Below are 16,130 nucleotides of genomic sequence, written 5' to 3' on the forward strand. Positions count from 1 at the left end.
ATGGAGCAACTCTCGGTGATATACCTGTGGCTCAAAGCCGGTCACGTGATCTTCGTGATCTTCTGGATGGCGGGGTTGTTCATGCTCCCACGCTTTTTTGTCTACCATCAGGAGAGCGAGGCCGGTTCCGCTGAGGAAGCCCGCTGGGTTGAGCGGGAAGCGCGTCTGCGCAAGATTATCCTGACGCCGGCGCTGATTGCCGTGTGGCTTTTTGGCCTGGCGATTGCGACGAGTGGTCAGTGGTGGTCCGGCGGATGGCTGCACGCCAAGTTGCTGTTCGTGATCCTGCTAACGGGTTACCACGGCTGGATGGTGAGTTATTCCAAGAAGCTCGCCAAGGGCGATCGTCGGATGTCGGGCAAAAAGCTCCGTCTCTTGAACGAGGTACCGGGTCTTGCTGCTGCCGTGATCGTCGTCCTTGCAGTCGTAAAGCCCTTTTAACTGGCGCCTCCAACGCCAGAGTGGCCGCTTCTTGGCTAGCGGTAAGTAGCCGCTATCTTCGCTCAGTCTGCCGCGTACAGCGCGTGAGCGCGTTGACCCTGAGCCGCTCTGCGCTTATCTGGCGAAGCGTCCCGGCGTGGGCGAGGTATGCTCGCCTTCCTGGATCTGCTTTCTCCAAGCCCATCGATCCGCCGGCCTTCCCGCAATTCCTCTCCGGAAAATCGCAAAGAATCAAACATGCACCTCAAAGAACTAAAGCAGAAAACACCGGCCGAGTTGGTGGAAATGGCCGAAGAACTCGGCGTGGAGGGTGCTTCTACGATGCGCCGCCAGGATCTCATGTTCGGCATCCTCAAGGAAGTTGCCGAGGATGGCGAAGAGATCATGGGCTTGGGCACCATTGAAGTGCTGACCGACGGTTTTGGCTTCCTGCGCAGCCCCGAGGCGAACTACTTGGCGGGGCCTGACGATATCTATGTCTCGCCAAACCAGGTCCGCAAATGGGGTCTGCGCACCGGAGATACGGTGGAAGGCGAGATTCGTGCTCCCCGCGACGGCGAGCGCTATTTTGCGATCACAAAGCTCACGAAGGTTAACTTCGATGATCCCGATGTGGTCCGCCACCGCGTCAATTTCGACAACCTGACACCGCTGTATCCCGACGAGCGCCTGAACCTCGACAGTCTAGACCCCACGGTCAAGGACAAGTCCGCGCGAGTTATCGACCTCATCAGCCCTCAGGGCAAAGGCCAGCGCGCTCTGATTGTGGCACCGCCGCGGACGGGCAAGACGGTTTTGCTGCAGAATATGGCCAAGGCGATCACCGACAACCACCCGGAGGTGTTCCTGCTTGTTCTGCTGGTCGATGAGCGACCCGAGGAAGTCACGGACATGCAGCGCTCGGTGAAGGGCGAAGTGATCTCCTCGACGTTCGACGAGCCTGCTCAGCGCCACGTCCAGGTTGCCGAGATGGTGATTGAGAAAGCCAAGCGCCTTGTGGAACACAAGCGTGACGTGGTCATCCTGCTCGACTCCATCACTCGTCTGGGCCGCGCTTACAACACCGTTGTGCCAAGTTCGGGCAAGGTGCTCACCGGCGGTGTGGATGCCAATGCGTTGCAGCGTCCCAAGCGCTTCTTCGGCGCCGCGCGTAACATCGAGGAGGGCGGCTCCCTCTCCATCATCGCGACGGCCCTGATCGACACCGGCAGCCGCATGGACGAAGTTATCTTCGAAGAGTTCAAGGGCACCGGCAACTCGGAGATCGTACTCGACCGGAAGGTGTCCGACAAGCGCATCTTCCCCGCGCTCGATGTGGGCAAGTCCGGCACTCGCAAGGAAGAGCTTCTGGTACCCAAGGACCAACTTTCCAAGATGTGGGTGCTGCGTCGAATTCTCATGCAGATGGGAACCGTAGACGCCATGGAGTTCTTGCTGGACAAGATGAAGGACTCGAAGACGAACGAGGACTTCTTCGCGACCATGAATCAGTAAGAGGGGCTGAAATTGGACTTGCTTATGACGCTGGCCGCCGCGGCTCCCTCCATGGGAGGACCGGCGGAGATCTGGCAGCATATCGTCGACGATTTCTCGAACATCGGTACGCCAGCAGCGTTTTCGGCGTTTCTCCAGGTCTTGATGATCGACCTGGTGTTGGCCGGCGATAACGCGATCGTGGTAGGGGCACTCGCTGCAGGCTTGCCTGCGGATCAGCGCAAGAAAGTCATTCTGATCGGTGTCCTTGCCGCGCTGGTGATGCGCGTCGGCTTTGCACTGATCGTGACATGGCTGCTGGGCATCGTAGGTCTCGTGTTTGCAGGCGGGCTGTTGCTGCTTTGGGTGGCTTGGAAGATGTACCGGGAGCTGCACACCGGCAGCGAACATTCTCCAGGTTCGCCTGAAATTGAAGGTGATGAGGACTCAGGTGTTGCGCCTGCGAAGACTTTCGCTGGAGCTGCCTTCTCGGTTGCGCTCGCAGACGTCTCGATGAGCCTCGATAACGTTCTTGGCGTCGCTGGTGCGGCGCGAGACCATCCGGGCATTCTCATCGTCGGCTTGGTATTTGCCGTGCTGCTGATGGGCTTGGCAGCGAACGTGATCGCCCGGTATATCGAACGCTTCCGCTGGATCGCCTGGATCGGCTTGATCGTGATCCTCTATGTCGCCAGCAAAATGATCTACGACGGTTGGGTCGACCCTCAGCTTGGCGTGGGTACGCTATTTTAAGGTTTCCTATCCCCTCCCCTGAGAACTTGGTCTCGGTGAGGGGATAGCTTCCCCTGCGTTTAGCCCGTCAGCCTACGTTCTCGGCAAAGAATGCGGCGGTGCGTTGATCCGCGAGCGTGGCGGCAGCGTCATCGCGACGAGATCCGATTTCAGCGGCAAAGCCGTGATCGAGCCCTTCATAGTCATGCAGAGTGACCTTCGGATGGTCATCGAGGCCTTCGTGAATGGCTTTCTGCGCCTCAGCAGGGACGAAGTGATCCGCAGTCGGAATGTGGAGCATGAGCGGATTTGCGATGGCGTGCTTTTCATTCAGCATCTGGTCGATCATCACGCCGTAGTACCCGACAGAAGCGTCTATGTCGGTGCGGGCGGCAGCCATGTAGGCAATGCGACCACCCATGCAAAAGCCGACCAGTCCAACCTTTGATACGCCCTGTTCCTGGCGTATCCAGTGGATCACCGCTTCGATGTCCCGAATGCCCTGATCGAAGTCGTGCTTCATCATGTATCCGACGGCTTCCTGGAACTGCTCCGGGATATCCGCGTCGAGTTCCACGCCCGGTTGTTGCCGCCAGAATGTGTCCGGCGCCACGGCAAGGTAACCGCGTTCAGCCCAGTCTTGGCATTTCTTACGGATGCCTGGATCGACGCCGAAGATCTCCTGCTGCACGATAATGGCCCCACGCGGGGATCCTTCCGGCTTCAGGACATAGGCTGGGATCATCCCGTCTGTCTCAAGAGTCGGAATCTCGGTATTGGTCGTCATCTGGCTCTCCTTGCTGTGCTTTCGCCTTGGAGTAGGCGGGTGCGGTGGACTTTGCCAACCGTATGTGTCAGCAATGTTGGCCAAAATGCTTCTCAGGAGAGGCCGATGAAGGTCAATGTCGAGGTCGAGTGTTCACCTGAGGAAGCTCGTCGCTTTCTAGGCTTGCCGGACGTGACAAGGGCGAACGACGTCTACGTCGACGCAATGACAAACGCGATGAAGGGCGTCGGCAACTTCGAGCAACTGCAGGAGGTAGCCAAGCAAGTCGCGCCCATGGGGCAACTGGGCCTCAAGTTGTTTCAGCAACTCATGGAGAGCGGGGCGACGATGGGAAAGGGCGGTGCAGACGGCGCGAAGAAGAACGAAGACTGATCACCCCTGGCGTGATGATGTTCTCGTGAACGATACGATTTTTGCTCTCTCGAGTGGATCTCCGCCTGCTGCAATCGCCATTGTGCGGATCAGCGGGGAAGAAGCGGCAAAGGCTCTGGAGGTACTACTTGCCGGTGAGCGGCCTCAGCCACGCAGGGCCAGCGTACGGCGTTTAGCTGATGGGGACAACGCCACACTGGATCACGCGCTTGTCCTGTGGTTTCCAGGGCCGGCTACCGCGACGGGAGAGGACCTCGTAGAGCTGCACTTGCATGGCGGGCGGGCGGTTATAACCGCGGTGGAGAATGCGCTTGGCGCGATCCCCGGCTTGAGGCGTGCAGAACCTGGCGAATTCACCCGACGGGCATTTGCTAACGGTCGAATTGATCTCGCTGAAGCAGAGGGTCTGGCGGATCTGCTGACTGCAGAAACCGAGCTACAGCGACGCCAAGCTATTGCTCTCGCAAGTGGCGCACTGTCGTCCCAGATTGCGCGATGGCGCGATGATGTCCTATCCCTTTCTGCTCAGCTCGAAGCAGTTCTGGACTTTGGGGGTGAAGACGACGTCGAGGATATTCCCCCAAGCTTTGCCGGTTTGCTTCAGGATTTGGCGGGTGAGATACGGACTCTGCTTGAAGGGCCTCGGTCTGAGAAGTTGCGAGAAGGCTTTCGCGTTGTTCTGGCTGGTCCTCCAAACGCAGGAAAAAGCAGTCTTTTCAACAGGCTGATAGAGGATGAGGCGGCCATTACCGCGCCACGCCCGGGAACTACACGGGACGTCCTTACCCGGCCGATAGCTATTCGCGGAGTTCCTTTCGTTTTCGCGGATACCGCTGGGTTGCGTGAGGACACAGATGACAGCATCGAGGCCATCGGCATCCAGCGCGCAATGGGAGAAGTAGCTGGCGCAGACCTCGTGCTTTGGCTGGGGCCAGAGGGGGAGGGCTCGGGTAACGTGATTTGGGAGATAGAGAGTTTCGCTGACACTGGAACTAAGTCCAAGGGAGGCGCTCGCCATCGGGTCTCAGCCATAACTGGGGTGGGATTGGATGCGTTGCGAGACGACCTTGTTCAACTCGCTAGTCAGGCAATGGTTAAGCCTGGCTCCCTCGCGGTCAATCAGCGGCAGCATGATCTGCTCGAGGTCGCATGCGAAGCTCTCAATCAATCAAAAAATGTAACAGACCAGCTTCTCGTGGGGGAGTGTCTCAGAAGCGCGAGGGTGGCTTTGGATCGCCTGCTCGGGAGGTCGGCCGCTGAGGACATGCTCGATGCTCTGTTCAGACGCTTCTGCATCGGGAAGTGATGTTTCACGTGGAACACCTCTAAATCAGCACCGTTCGGCCGACCTCAGATTAGGGCTACGCTTTGACCGCGATCATCGGGTTAGCTAAGGCGCCCGTATGCACTCCTACGACATCATCGTCATCGGCGGCGGCCATGCAGGTTGTGAAGCTGCAGCTGTCGCAGCAAGAATGGGTGCCCGTGTAGCTCTGGTTACCTTCGACCTGGATACGATAGGTGCCATGAGTTGCAATCCGGCGATCGGCGGCTTGGGTAAAGGCCATCTCGTTCGCGAGATTGACGCGTTTGACGGACTGCTGGCTCGGGCAGCAGATGCCGCAGCCATCCATTACCGCATGTTGAACCGGTCGAAAGGCAGCGCAGTCCAAGGACCACGTGTGCAGACTGACAGGAAGCTGTTCAAAGCTGCAATTCAGGCAGGTTTAGCGCAGCACGATAATATTGCTTTGGTATCAGGCGAAGCGGCAGTGCTGCTGCTTGAAAACGGCTTCGCAGCAGGGGTTGAGCTTGCTGACGGCGCCCAGCTCCGAGCCTCTGCCACCATCCTCTGCACTGGCACCTTCTTGGGGGGTACCCTCTTCCGAGGGGAAGAGCGCATGAGTGGTGGGCGGATTGCTGAAGCGTCCGCGCACCGGCTCGCGCAGCAGTTGCGCGAGGCTGGTTTGCCGATGGCGCGGCTGAAGACGGGCACTCCGCCACGGCTGGATGGCAGGACTATCGAGTGGTCAAGGCTGGAAGAGCAGCATTCCGATGCTGAGCCGTGGATGATGTCCGCTCTCGAGGAACGCCGCATCAACCCGCAGGTGTTTTGCGGGGTTACCAGGACTAACCCGCACACCCACGATCTCATACGATCGAACCTGGATCGCTCGCCCTTGTTTACAGGTGCCATTGATGCGCGGGGACCACGATATTGCCCTTCGATAGAAGACAAGATTCACCGGTTTGCTGATAGAGATGGGCACCAGATATTCTTGGAGCCGGAGGGGCTCGACACGCACTTGGTCTACCCGAATGGGATAAGCACGTCTCTTCCGGTGGACGTGCAGCTCGACCTGCTCCGCACTATTGAAGGGCTTGAATACGTAGACATGGTTGTTCCGGGCTATGCCGTTGAGTACGACCATGTAGACCCGCGCGCCCTTCGTTCAAGCCTTGAGGTGCGCGAGATCCCGCGACTCTACTTTGCCGGACAGATCAACGGCACCACAGGATATGAGGAGGCGGCGGGGCAGGGCCTGGTTGCAGGGCTGCATGCTGCTTCCGTGGTGCTGGATCGGCAACCACCACAGCTCGACCGCGCGAATAGCTATCTTGCTGTGATGATCGACGACCTGACGCTTCAGGGAGTCAGCGAGCCATACCGTATGTTGACGGCACGAGCTGAATATCGGCTTCGTCTGCGCTCTAACAATGCTAGTACCCGGCTAACGCCTTTAGCTCTGGAAGCAGGGGTGGTCGGCGCAAAGAGGGCAGAGTGGTTTAAGCGGCGGGAGCGGCAGCGGCAGATGCTGGTAGACGGACTTGGTCAACGTGCCGCAGCGTCGGACCTCCTTGCCGCCGGGTTGCCGGTCCGCGGGGATGCCGGAATCATGAGACTATCGGAGTGGCTCCGTTTCGAGGGTGTTGATATCGCTGGGCTCTCCTCCTGGCTGGGCAATCGGGCCGCAGTTGATCAGAGCCTGCTTGAAGAGGTCTCTGAAGATGCGGCGTACGCGCCGTATTTGGAGCGACAAGACCGCGAACTCCGGGATCTGCGAGCAAGTGAGGCGATGTATCTTTCCGATGATTTTCCGTATGCAGATGTACCCGGCCTTTCACGAGAGATGGTGGAGCGCTTGTTGAAGGCACGGCCATCCACTCTCGCGGCAGCTGGACGTGTGCCCGGCATCACGCCCGCTGCTCTATCTGCGTTGCTGGTCCATGCGCGGCGTAAAGCTGCGTGATTAGGACAGAGGCTGAGGCTCAAAGCTGGCTTCGTGCTCTCCCGGAGTGGGATGCGCGGTCGGAAGCAAGGATGGCGACGTTCATCTCACTGCTTGCCGAGGAGAACGCCCGGCAAAATCTAGTTGCGAGTTCATCCTTGGGAATGGTTTGGCAGCGTCATATCGCGGATAGTGCTCAGCTCCTCACCCATGTTCCACGTGAAACAGATCTGAGCTGGCTTGATCTGGGGACGGGTGCTGGCTTCCCGGGACTAGTGATTTCGATCCTCCGGCCCGATGTGCACGTCACAATGGTGGAATCGAGAGCGAGGCGGATTGACTGGCTGGAACGCGTTTGCGCTCATCTCGAACTTGAACATGCGAAAGTAGAAGGCATGCGCATCGAGCATGTGCCGGAGCGGCCGTTTTCCGTGATCTCTGCACGTGCGTTCGCTCCACTGCCGCAGTTGCTCGACCGTGCCTCGCGCTTCTCCACAGGCGCCACAACTTGGTTGTTGCCGAAAGGCCGCTCAGCATCTCAAGAGGTTTTGGAGCTAAGAGGGTGGGAGCATGTGTTCCACGTGGAACCGTCGCTTACCGACTCGGAGGCTGGTATCATCATCGGTACGCTACTTGGCCGGAAGGGCTGACTCATGATTCGCATAGCCATCGCCAATCAGAAGGGCGGAGTGGGTAAAACTACGACCGCGATCAATGTGTCGACCGCGCTGGCCGCCACCGGTTGGCGGACGCTTCTGGTCGACCTTGACCCCCAGGGCAACGCCTCAACGGGTATAGGGGTTGGTGCCGATCAGAGGGATCGATCGACGTACGATGTGCTCGTGGACAAGACGCCGATTGAAGAATGCATACTATCGACCTCAATTCCGAAGCTAGATTTGTGCCCGGCCACGGTCGATTTGTCGGGAGCCGAAGTCGAGTTGGTGACGGCCGATGACAGGGCCCATCGGCTGCAATCGTCGCTGCGGCCTGACCTGCCGTACGACGTGTGCCTGATTGATTGTCCCCCTTCATTGGGTCTTCTAACGCTCAATGCGCTAACGGCTGCCGACACACTCCTGGTACCCTTGCAGTGCGAATTCTTTGCTCTCGAGGGTCTTAGCCAGCTTCTTCAAACGGTCGAACGGGTGCAGCAGCGCTTTAACCCGCAGCTTGGGATTATCGGTATTGCGCTGACGATGTTTGATCGCCGTAATCGCTTAACCGATCAGGTCGCGGAAGATGTCCGCTCCTGTCTAGGAAAGCTCGTGTTCGAGACAACAATTCCACGCAATGTTCGCCTCTCGGAAGCGCCGAGTCATGGGCTGCCGGCACTCATCTATGATCATGCTTGTCCCGGAAGTCGGGCGTATATCGCGCTTGCACGTGAGTTGATCACCCGCTTGCCTGAGCAGAGGAAAGCGGCATGAGTGATGAAGCTGTAGCAAGAGTTTCAAGTTCGCCCAAGGCAAAGCCGAAGGGCCTTGGACGCGGTCTGGGAGCCTTGCTTGGAGAGACGCGGCGAGAGGAGCCGGTCGCAGCCCAGGCTTCTGAGCCTGCTGCAGCTGCGAGCCCGCGCCCAGGGCCAGGGGGTCTCACAGTTCTTCCCGTCGCTGACATCATTCCGCACCCGGATCAGCCCCGCCGGCATTTTGACGAGGACGCCCTCAACGATCTGGCAGCGTCCATAGCACAGCGAGGAGTGATTCAGCCGGTCATCGTTCGTGCTCTTGACCGAGGACAGTACCAGCTTGTTGCAGGCGAGCGCCGTTGGCGTGCCGCGCAGAAGGCTCAGCTTCACGAGATCCCCGCGCTCGTGAGAGATTTGACCGACAGAGATGTCATGGCGCTCGCGCTTATCGAGAATTTGCAGCGAGAGGATCTGAACCCGATCGAGGAGGCACGCGCTTACAACCGCCTCACCGAAAACGAGGGTCTCACACAAGCCGAAGTGGCTCGAATGGTGGACAAAAGCCGGAGCCACGTGGCTAACCTGCAACGGTTGCTAGTCTTACCGGAAGCCGTGATTACTCTTGTGGAGCGAGGAGAGCTCTCCATGGGTCACGCTCGCGCTTTGATAGGCGCTGACGATGCCGAGGCTATCGCACAAGTGGCTGTCGCTCAGCAGATGTCAGTCCGCGAGGTCGAGAAGCTCGTCCGACGTATGGTCAAGGGCGAGTCATCTCCCCGTAAGACCCGAACCGCTCGTAACGCTGCGGATGATGCGGATATCGCCGCTGTGCAGAGGCACCTTGAAGAAATTCTAGGCCTGCCGGTGAGAATTCAGGCGGACACCGACCCGAAGTCCGGGACAGTAACTATCCGTTATGCCACACTTGATCAGCTCGATCTAATATGTCAGCGCCTAAGCGGCGGAGATATTTAGCCGACCAATAGCTTGATGAGATCGGCGCTGCGACGAAGAAACGACTGATTACTTCATCCTGATTATCTTCACGCGCTTATCCGGCACCACCTTGGTGCGCTTAACCTGACGAACAACCCGCCGCGTTACAGGAACGTCCTCATAAATGTATTCGACTGTTTCAGTGCAATCTGGTTTTGCTTGGACGGGAGCGGGGACCATCATGGCTGATGTGCCAGCGCAACAGCCGCTGTATGGCTGAGAGGGGTAGTAGGCGTTATAACCGGGGGGATAAGTGGCTTGCCAACTGGGATGGTCTGCGTAGCCGTACGGAAAACCGGGTTGGTTGTATCCTCTGGCAACTCCGCTGATTTCAGCGCGAGCGTAGTAGTCTTCAAGATAGGCCTCGCATTCGTCGCGGTTTCGGCCTGAATCCTCCATGCGATCGATGACGGCACCGGCGGCAGCTCCCACTGCGGCCCCCGCTAGAGTTCCTACGGTGCGGTTGCCTCGTCCAGCAATTCGGTTACCTGCGACGCCGCCGGCAACCCCGCCGATCACTGCTCCACCTACGCCGCTGTCATGGGTGGAGATGCGGCTACGACAGTCCGCAAGCCACATCTCTTGAGCAGGCGAGTAGTAGCTCGACCGCGCCTCCAAGCGGGGAGGCTCTACGTGCGGGCTATCTTGCCAGCGTCCATCGCGCCATCCGCCCTGATAATCCGAATCGCGGGCCAGTACGGCACCGGGAGCCATCAAGGCGATGCCGGCAGCCATGCCTAAGGCGTAGTTAGCGGGAAAACGGAGAGCCATCGGACATTCCTTCGCGTCTATCACCGTTCGGACGGCTTTAACGCGAAATTTAGCACGGGGGCGCGGAGAAAACCAAGGTCGAGATGCTCAAACAGTCCAGCTGTCCCGAATCGACGCAGGTCTTCTTTGATGTTAGAGAAACTGTGCAGCAACAGCTGCAATGAGCGCTATTCCCGCAGAATCATCTTCGTCAAAGCGGCCCAGTTCTGGGCTGTCGAGATCGATCACTGCGCAAACTCTGCCACTGCTTATCACGGGCACTACGAGTTCGGATCGGCTTTCGGCATCGCAAGCAATATGACCAGGAAAGGCTTCCACGTCGGCCACCAGCTGGATGGCACCGCTAGCTGCAGCCGTGCCACAAACCCCTATCCCAAAGGGGATCCGGATGCATGCTGGCTTGCCGATGAAAGGACCGAGTACGAGTTCGTCGCCGATTGCCCGATAAAAGCCTGCCCAATTCAATCCGGGCACGGAGTGCCAGATCAAGGCGGCGAGATTGGCCATGTTCGCGATGGGATCGCGTTCTCCCTCGACGAGAGCGGCCGCGGAACGAGCAAGCGATGCGTAGAGCATCGGCTTGGAAAGAGAAGGATCGGGAGCGAGGTCAAACATCATGGCCGCATAGCCGCAACAACAGTTGTCGGCTAGTTGTGAGGGCCCTATCTCTTCACGCATGAAAAGCTGGCAGCGCAAAGCACTCTTGGTCCTGATCCTCGCGGTGGTTCTGGTGGGGGGGCTGTTCGTATATCACGATGGAGCCCACCGCTCTGACCGGCCCATTGCAGCAACTACTGGCTCGGACCCGCTTCTGGTGGAGCCAAAGGAGCAACTCATTCCGAGTGTGGCCCTTGCCGAACCATCTGGCTGGGAAGAGAACGAGGCTCCGCAGGCGGCACAAGGCTTAACGGTTAGCCGTTTTGCAAGCGGCCTTGATCATCCGCGCACGATGCTGACGCTGCCCAACGGCGATATTCTCGTCGCGCTCACGAACGCTCCTGCTGGTGCGCGCGAGGGCGGCATCAAAGGCTTCTTCATGAAGCTGTTCATGGGAAAGGTCGGCGCGGGTGGTCCGTCGCCTGACATGATCATGTTGCTGCGTGATGCCGATGGCGACGGCGAAGCTGAACAGAAGTTCGAGTTCCGCGAGGCTGGCATGCATTCGCCCTCCGGCATGGCCTATGCCAACGGCAAGCTCTACATCGCCAACCACAATGAGGTGCTCGAATTTAAGTTTGAGCCGGGCGCGACTGAACTGATGGGAGCGCCGAGGCAGCTCATGGAACTGCCTGCGGGCGGCAATCACTGGATGCGCAATTTGTTGCTGAGCCAGGACGGCAAGTACCTCTACGTTGCGGTCGGGTCTGCGACGAACATCGCTGAAGATGGAATGGAAGCAGAGACGGGGCGAGCGGCCATTTGGGAAATTGACACTGATACAGGCCGGCGACGCCAGTATGCCGCGGGTATGCGCAATCCGAACGGCCTCGACTGGAATCCCTCAACGGGCGAGATGTGGGCCGTGGTGCAGGAGCGGGACATGCTGGGTCCGGACCTGGTGCCGGACTACCTCACCAATGTTCCCGTCGGCGCGCAGTACGGGTGGCCGTGGGTCTACTGGAAAGACAAGTTCGATGAGCGGGTCGAGTGGCCGATGGACACTTACATGCTCGAGTATACGCGCAAGCCGGAATATGCATTGGGCGCACATGTATCAGCGCTTGGGCTGAAGTTCGCAACGGCCGGCAGTCGCTTGGGCGAGCGTTTCGCAAACGGCGCTTTCGTGGCGCGCCACGGCTCCTGGAATCGCAAGCCGCCATCGGGTTACGACGTCGTCTTCGTCCCCTTCGATGCTAACGGCAATCCCAGCGGTAAGCCCCTGGAGGTGCTGACAGGTTTCCTTGAAGCGGATGGCGACAAGGCCAAAGGACGACCCGTCTGGCTCGCGTGGGAGAAGACGGGAGCATTGCTGGTAAGCGATGATACCGGCGGTGTGATCTGGCGCGTCGTCGCTCCCGATGCGGCTCCCAGTGCTGGTCCACAGGCGGTAGTCACCGAGCACCTTCAGCCTCGGGAGCAGCTTGTCGATCCGACACAGCCGATGTGATGGAGCGCGCTTCGCGGCAGCGGCGCGCTTGGTGCAGTCAGACTGAGATACCGGCGCGCCCGGCAAGTTCTGTTATGAACTGCCAGGCCACTCGGCCAGAGCGAGCGCCCCGGCGCTGTGCCCATTCGAGCGCATCGCTGTGCTGCCAGACAAGTCCGAGCGCTTCGGCATAACCAGCGATGATAGCGAGATAGTCGTCCTGACTGCAGTTATGGAAGCCGACCGACAGACCAAACCTGTCAGCGAGGGCAAGCTGATCGTCAACGGCATCGCGCGGATTGATCGGGTCGTTCTGCTCTGACATTGTTCGTCCGACGATAGCGCGCCGGTTTGATGTGACCGCCAGGCGAACATTGGAAGGCCTGGCCTCAACCCCGCCTTCTAACCAGGATCGCAAAAGGCGCGGTCCCGAAGAATCTCCTTCCTCGAAGCCGAGATCATCGACAAACACCAGGAAGCGACGATCTACCCGGCCGAGTTCCGCAAACAGCCACCCTACTTTGGAGAGGGCATCCTGGCTGACTTGGACCAGTGCGATCCGGTCGGGGTAGGTAGCTTGGGCTTGGCGCACTGCCGCGCGCAGGAGCGCGGATTTGCCCATTCCACGCGAGCCCCACAAAAGCATGTCGTGGGCGGCGTATCCAGCTGCGAGCCGGACCGCGTTGGTGAGGACCCGTTCTTTCTGACTGTCGATGCCACGAAGGAGATCGAGGTCCGGTGCTTCGAGTCGCTGAATGCCGCGTGCAGCGGCTCCGCTCCAGACGTAAGCGGGGCAGGAGAGCCAATCAACAGCTTGGCCCGCCTGCGGTACAAGTTGCTGCAGCACATCCGCGATCCGAGCGAGTTGGCTGCTAACGTCCTCGCCGATCGCGTTGCTGAGCGTCGGCGCCTCTTTTCCTTGGCAATCCATGCCTGCTGCCTATAGCGGCCGCTGATGACGCAGGCCAGTCGACCCTCAGTTGTTGTCGCCGACGAGGACGGTATCCGCAAGGCGGCAGCTCTCTTGCGTGAAGGACAGCTCGTCGCCTTGCCGACCGAAACGGTTTACGGCCTGGCTGCACGCGCGGACCGTCAGGAGAGCGTCGAGGCTATCTACCGGGCCAAAGGTCGTCCAAGCTTCAATCCGCTGATCGTCCATATATCTGGCGTTGCTCAGGCTCGCGACTTGGCCGCATTCGATTCTCCCGCGGAGAGGCTCGTCGCTGCACTTTGGCCCGGGCCGCTCACCCTCGTGTTGCCCGCACTGCCCGGCGCGGGCCTAGCTCCGGCGGTCACCGCGGGCCTTCCCACGGTTGCGCTGCGCTGCCCCGGCCACCCGGCCATGCGCAGCGTTCTGGAGCAGGCCGGTGTCCCACTTGCGGCTCCTTCAGCAAACCGCAGCGGCGCGGTTAGCCCGACCTGCGCCGAACACGTCGCCGCGTCTTTGGGCGGCAATGTGAGCCTTATTCTTGATGATGGCCCCTGCGTGGAGGGTCTTGAATCGACGATTGTGGCCTTGCGTGCCAGTGGCGGTTGGCAAATCCTAAGACCTGGGCCCGTCACGTCGTCGCAGTTGCAAGCAATACTGGAAACTCCGCCGAGCATATCTGAGCCGGCAGGTGTTGAGGCTCCCGGCCAGCTCGCCAGCCACTACGCGCCTGGAAAGCCGGTCCGTCTGGATGCCACAAACGCCGCGGGAGACGAGTTCTTGATTGGCTTCGGCGCAATTCATGGTCATGCGCAGCTCTCCTCAACCGGAGATCTCGTCGAAGCGGCCTCCCGCCTTTATGCGGTTTTGCACCAGGCAGCGGCGTCGCCCTATCTGCGAATTGCTGTTGCACCCATCCCAGAACTCGGCATTGGGATAGCACTCAACGACCGCTTGCGGCGCGCCGCAGCCTAGTTGTTGCTAGCGCCGTTCGTAGGGGACGGTAGGCAGCGAATCTTGAAGCTGATCATATTCGTTGCGAGCTGTCTCGCATGCCGGCTGATCGCCCTGTTCGCACTGGCGGCGGTGCTTATCATAGCTGCGCTGTAGCTTGCCCAGTCGCTCTTCCCGACGGCGGATTTCACGCCCTCGCTTCTCGTCTGCTTCGGACTGACTGGTAGTCGCTATGTCGACTGCTTTTGAAGCGACCCGGACGGGTGCAGTAATTACTCCCACTGCTGTGCGGGCAACACAACCGGACAGCGTCAGCAGAGCGATCGTGGCGAGCAGAGCAGGGGTTTTGATGTTCATCTTCGCTTTGCTGCCACGACCAGGATTTTGAGGCAACGAACATCGTCGCCAGATCGAAAAAGGGGCCGCCATCCTGATAGAGGCAGCCCCTTTTGATTTGGAAACGACTGAAGGCGTTAACGGCTCAGGCCGACTCCGCCGTGTCGTAGTACTTTGGCGCATGTTCGTTGAGGATCGCGAGGATCTTCTTCAGCGCGGCAGGTTCGTCCGTCTTTTCCATGGCGGCAAGTTCACGTGCCAGACGTGAAGAGGCCGCTTCGAAGATCTGGCGTTCCGAATAGCTCTGCTCCGGCTGATCGTCGGCACGGAACAGGTCGCGTGTCACTTCCGCGATCGAGACGAGATCACCAGAGTTAATCTTTGCTTCGTACTCCTGGGCGCGGCGCGACCACATGGTGCGCTTCACCTTGGGCTTGCCCTTCAGGGTATCGAGCGCTTCACGCAGCGTCTTGTCCGAAGAAAGCTTGCGCATGCCGATCGATTCGATCTTGTTCACGGGAACGCGAAGCGTCATCCGCTCTTTCTCGAACCGCAGAACATACAGCTCTAGCTGCATGCCGGCAATTTCCTGGCTTTGAAGCTCGATGACCCGGCCGACACCGTGCTTGGGATAAACGACGTAATCTCCGACATCGAAGGCATTGGCGCTGGTTGCCATGTATCGTCCTTTCACCTGCAAGTCCGTTGCTCGGCGGAGAGGCGTGCGATCCGAGTGAGACAACGCCTCACTGCCGGTCAGATCGCGATCTCAACCGAGTGCTGCCGAACCTTGCCTCTTTAATGAAAACGACCGCCGACAGGCAGATCGCCCCGGCAGTTGCGCACTATATAGCACCGCTGTCACAAAATTGCCAGAGCCACCAGGGCGTTGCGCCCTGTGGCCCATGCGGTTCGACGGGAAGGGTGCGGCAAGCTGCCGCGCGAGGCTCAGTCGCCTTCGCCAGGCTCCGGGGAGAAGAACTTCTCGAACTTGCCGTCAACGCCCTTGAAGTCGTCAGCGTCCTCCGGCGGATCCTTTTTCGTGGTGAGGTTCGGCCATTCCGCGGAATACTTCGCGTTCAGCTCAAGCCACGGCTCGAGGCCACTTTCCGTGTCGGGCAGGATCGCCTCAGCCGGACACTCAGGTTCGCACACGCCGCAGTCGATGCATTCACTGGGATTGATGACGAGCATGTTATCGCCCTCATAGAAGCAATCCACGGGGCAGACTTCCACGCAATCCATGAACTTGCAGCGGATGCAGGCGTCGGTGACGACATAAGTCATGGCTGCAGAAACCCTTCCTGGAACTTCTCTATCGCGCAGGCGCCTATGGGATCAGCGCCGGTTCCGTCAAGCACTCTATAGTGCGCTCTCGCTTCCGGAGCAGGACCGCGCCGGGCGGGGAGGGTGAGCAACTTAAGGACTTGGACGGTGTTCCCGGTCGGTACCGTCAGCACGTCGCCAAGCCCCACCTTCTGGTGAGCACGATCGATTCGGCGGCCGTTCAACCGCATGTGACCGCCTTCGGCCATGGCTTGGGCGGCGGGACGGCTGCGTGCGAGGCGCAGATACCAGAGCAGCTTGTCGATCCGCATCGCGGCAGCCCCGGC

At 59.5% G+C, this 16,130-nt stretch carries 19 protein-coding genes; 11 read left to right on the forward strand and 8 right to left on the reverse strand.

Annotation, left to right across the window (positions count from 1 at the left end; all coding sequences use genetic code 11):
* The 3 genes from ABVV53_RS15830 (at nt 1) to ABVV53_RS15840 (ending at nt 2,667) form a co-directional block, all read left to right on the forward strand.
* On the forward strand, nt 1-441 hold the full coding sequence (locus ABVV53_RS15830) for a CopD family protein (RefSeq protein ID WP_353985403.1): 441 nt from the start codon (nt 1-3) through the stop codon (nt 439-441).
* A 237-nt stretch (nt 442-678) separates the two neighbouring features.
* Entirely contained in the window at nt 679-1,935 is a 1,257-nt protein-coding gene (gene rho / locus ABVV53_RS15835) for a transcription termination factor Rho (RefSeq protein WP_353985404.1), read from the forward strand.
* 24 nt (nt 1,936-1,959) lie between these two features.
* Nucleotides 1,960-2,667, forward strand: coding sequence for a TerC family protein (locus ABVV53_RS15840; RefSeq protein ID WP_419956791.1), 708 nt, complete (start codon nt 1,960-1,962; stop codon nt 2,665-2,667).
* 67 nt (nt 2,668-2,734) lie between these two features.
* On the opposite strand, the gene ABVV53_RS15845 is transcribed toward ABVV53_RS15840, so the two are convergent.
* Nucleotides 2,735-3,433, reverse strand: a complete 699-nt coding sequence (locus ABVV53_RS15845; RefSeq protein WP_353985406.1) for a dienelactone hydrolase family protein — start codon at nt 3,431-3,433, stop codon at nt 2,735-2,737.
* Between the two features lie 105 nt (nt 3,434-3,538).
* Between ABVV53_RS15845 and ABVV53_RS15850 the strand changes: the two genes are divergently transcribed.
* The 6 genes from ABVV53_RS15850 to ABVV53_RS15875 all read left to right on the forward strand — a co-directional run bounded on the left by ABVV53_RS15850 (nt 3,539) and on the right by ABVV53_RS15875 (nt 9,421).
* Complete coding sequence (locus ABVV53_RS15850) at nt 3,539-3,805, forward strand: DUF6489 family protein (protein WP_353985407.1); 267 nt, start codon at nt 3,539-3,541, stop codon at nt 3,803-3,805.
* 25 nt (nt 3,806-3,830) lie between these two features.
* Nucleotides 3,831-5,111, forward strand: a complete 1,281-nt coding sequence (gene mnmE, locus ABVV53_RS15855) for a tRNA uridine-5-carboxymethylaminomethyl(34) synthesis GTPase MnmE (RefSeq protein ID WP_353985408.1) — start codon at nt 3,831-3,833, stop codon at nt 5,109-5,111.
* 97 nt (nt 5,112-5,208) lie between these two features.
* The gene (mnmG, locus tag ABVV53_RS15860) at nt 5,209-7,056 is read left to right on the forward strand and encodes a tRNA uridine-5-carboxymethylaminomethyl(34) synthesis enzyme MnmG (RefSeq protein ID WP_353985409.1); all 1,848 of its coding nucleotides are present in this window, start codon (nt 5,209-5,211) and stop codon (nt 7,054-7,056) included.
* Complete coding sequence (rsmG, locus tag ABVV53_RS15865; protein WP_419956787.1) at nt 7,053-7,685, forward strand: 16S rRNA (guanine(527)-N(7))-methyltransferase RsmG; 633 nt, start codon at nt 7,053-7,055, stop codon at nt 7,683-7,685. The genes mnmG and rsmG overlap by 4 nt, the downstream gene beginning before the upstream one ends.
* A 3-nt stretch (nt 7,686-7,688) precedes the next feature.
* Complete coding sequence (locus ABVV53_RS15870) at nt 7,689-8,465, forward strand: ParA family protein (RefSeq protein ID WP_353985411.1); 777 nt, start codon at nt 7,689-7,691, stop codon at nt 8,463-8,465.
* Nucleotides 8,462-9,421: a ParB/RepB/Spo0J family partition protein gene (locus ABVV53_RS15875; RefSeq protein WP_353985412.1), complete on the forward strand. Its 960-nt coding sequence runs from the start codon at nt 8,462-8,464 to the stop codon at nt 9,419-9,421. Before ABVV53_RS15870 ends, ABVV53_RS15875 begins: the two co-directional genes overlap by 4 nt.
* A gap of 48 nt (nt 9,422-9,469) precedes the next feature.
* On the opposite strand, the gene ABVV53_RS15880 is transcribed toward ABVV53_RS15875, so the two are convergent.
* Together ABVV53_RS15880 and ABVV53_RS15885 are read right to left on the reverse strand one after the other, a co-directional pair.
* Nucleotides 9,470-10,213: a glycine zipper 2TM domain-containing protein gene (locus ABVV53_RS15880; RefSeq protein ID WP_353985413.1), complete on the reverse strand. Its 744-nt coding sequence runs from the start codon at nt 10,211-10,213 to the stop codon at nt 9,470-9,472.
* A gap of 132 nt (nt 10,214-10,345) precedes the next feature.
* Nucleotides 10,346-10,828 (reverse strand): GAF domain-containing protein, encoded by a 483-nt coding sequence (locus ABVV53_RS15885; protein ID WP_353985481.1) that lies wholly within the window; start codon nt 10,826-10,828, stop codon nt 10,346-10,348.
* Nucleotides 10,829-10,889: 61 nt separating this feature from the next.
* Here ABVV53_RS15885 and ABVV53_RS15890 point away from each other — a divergent pair, with 61 nt between their 5' ends.
* The gene (locus ABVV53_RS15890) at nt 10,890-12,320 is read left to right on the forward strand and encodes a PQQ-dependent sugar dehydrogenase (RefSeq protein WP_353985414.1); all 1,431 of its coding nucleotides are present in this window, start codon (nt 10,890-10,892) and stop codon (nt 12,318-12,320) included.
* Between the two features lie 37 nt (nt 12,321-12,357).
* On the opposite strand, the gene ABVV53_RS15895 is transcribed toward ABVV53_RS15890, so the two are convergent.
* A complete protein-coding gene (locus tag ABVV53_RS15895) occupies nt 12,358-13,230 on the reverse strand; it encodes an ATP-binding protein (protein WP_353985415.1) in 873 nt (290 codons plus the stop codon).
* 24 nt (nt 13,231-13,254) lie between these two features.
* Between ABVV53_RS15895 and ABVV53_RS15900 the strand changes: the two genes are divergently transcribed.
* Nucleotides 13,255-14,202, forward strand: coding sequence for an L-threonylcarbamoyladenylate synthase (locus ABVV53_RS15900; protein WP_353985416.1), 948 nt, complete (start codon nt 13,255-13,257; stop codon nt 14,200-14,202).
* A 6-nt stretch (nt 14,203-14,208) separates the two neighbouring features.
* Here the strand turns inward: ABVV53_RS15900 and ABVV53_RS15905 are convergent, their stop codons facing one another.
* The 4 genes from ABVV53_RS15905 to ABVV53_RS15920 all read right to left on the reverse strand — a co-directional run bounded on the left by ABVV53_RS15905 (nt 14,209) and on the right by ABVV53_RS15920 (nt 16,115).
* Complete coding sequence (locus tag ABVV53_RS15905) at nt 14,209-14,538, reverse strand: hypothetical protein (RefSeq protein WP_353985417.1); 330 nt, start codon at nt 14,536-14,538, stop codon at nt 14,209-14,211.
* A 124-nt stretch (nt 14,539-14,662) separates the two neighbouring features.
* A complete protein-coding gene (locus tag ABVV53_RS15910; RefSeq protein ID WP_353985418.1) occupies nt 14,663-15,196 on the reverse strand; it encodes a CarD family transcriptional regulator in 534 nt (177 codons plus the stop codon).
* 269 nt (nt 15,197-15,465) lie between these two features.
* Nucleotides 15,466-15,804, reverse strand: coding sequence for a ferredoxin FdxA (gene fdxA / locus ABVV53_RS15915; RefSeq protein WP_353985419.1), 339 nt, complete (start codon nt 15,802-15,804; stop codon nt 15,466-15,468).
* Entirely contained in the window at nt 15,801-16,115 is a 315-nt protein-coding gene (locus ABVV53_RS15920) for an RNA-binding S4 domain-containing protein (protein ID WP_353985420.1), read from the reverse strand. The genes fdxA and ABVV53_RS15920 overlap by 4 nt, the downstream gene beginning before the upstream one ends.
* Between the last annotated feature and the right edge of the window lie 15 nt (nt 16,116-16,130).

The sequence above is a fragment of the Novosphingobium kalidii genome, from assembly GCF_040534015.1.
GTDB classification, from domain to species: domain Bacteria; phylum Pseudomonadota; class Alphaproteobacteria; order Sphingomonadales; family Sphingomonadaceae; genus Novosphingobium; species Novosphingobium kalidii.

Bases quoted from the DNA above. Each gene is read 5' to 3' on its own strand.
- ABVV53_RS15830 (WP_353985403.1), top strand. From the start codon at position 1: ATGGAGCAACTCTCGGTGATATACCTGTGGCTCAAAGCCGGTCACGTG.
- rho (WP_353985404.1), top strand. From the start codon at position 679: ATGCACCTCAAAGAACTAAAGCAGAAAACACCGGCCGAGTTGGTGGAA.
- ABVV53_RS15840 (WP_419956791.1), top strand. From the start codon at position 1,960: ATGACGCTGGCCGCCGCGGCTCCCTCCATGGGAGGACCGGCGGAGATC.
- ABVV53_RS15845 (WP_353985406.1), bottom strand. From the start codon at position 3,433: ATGACGACCAATACCGAGATTCCGACTCTTGAGACAGACGGGATGATC.
- ABVV53_RS15850 (WP_353985407.1), top strand. From the start codon at position 3,539: ATGAAGGTCAATGTCGAGGTCGAGTGTTCACCTGAGGAAGCTCGTCGC.
- mnmG (WP_353985409.1), top strand. From the start codon at position 5,209: ATGCACTCCTACGACATCATCGTCATCGGCGGCGGCCATGCAGGTTGT.
- ABVV53_RS15870 (WP_353985411.1), top strand. From the start codon at position 7,689: ATGATTCGCATAGCCATCGCCAATCAGAAGGGCGGAGTGGGTAAAACT.
- ABVV53_RS15875 (WP_353985412.1), top strand. From the start codon at position 8,462: ATGAGTGATGAAGCTGTAGCAAGAGTTTCAAGTTCGCCCAAGGCAAAG.
- ABVV53_RS15880 (WP_353985413.1), bottom strand. From the start codon at position 10,213: ATGGCTCTCCGTTTTCCCGCTAACTACGCCTTAGGCATGGCTGCCGGC.
- ABVV53_RS15885 (WP_353985481.1), bottom strand. From the start codon at position 10,828: ATGTTTGACCTCGCTCCCGATCCTTCTCTTTCCAAGCCGATGCTCTAC.
- ABVV53_RS15890 (WP_353985414.1), top strand. From the start codon at position 10,890: ATGAAAAGCTGGCAGCGCAAAGCACTCTTGGTCCTGATCCTCGCGGTG.
- ABVV53_RS15895 (WP_353985415.1), bottom strand. From the start codon at position 13,230: ATGGATTGCCAAGGAAAAGAGGCGCCGACGCTCAGCAACGCGATCGGC.
- ABVV53_RS15900 (WP_353985416.1), top strand. From the start codon at position 13,255: ATGACGCAGGCCAGTCGACCCTCAGTTGTTGTCGCCGACGAGGACGGT.
- ABVV53_RS15905 (WP_353985417.1), bottom strand. From the start codon at position 14,538: ATGAACATCAAAACCCCTGCTCTGCTCGCCACGATCGCTCTGCTGACG.
- ABVV53_RS15910 (WP_353985418.1), bottom strand. From the start codon at position 15,196: ATGGCAACCAGCGCCAATGCCTTCGATGTCGGAGATTACGTCGTTTAT.
- fdxA (WP_353985419.1), bottom strand. From the start codon at position 15,804: ATGACTTATGTCGTCACCGACGCCTGCATCCGCTGCAAGTTCATGGAT.
- ABVV53_RS15920 (WP_353985420.1), bottom strand. From the start codon at position 16,115: ATGCGGATCGACAAGCTGCTCTGGTATCTGCGCCTCGCACGCAGCCGT.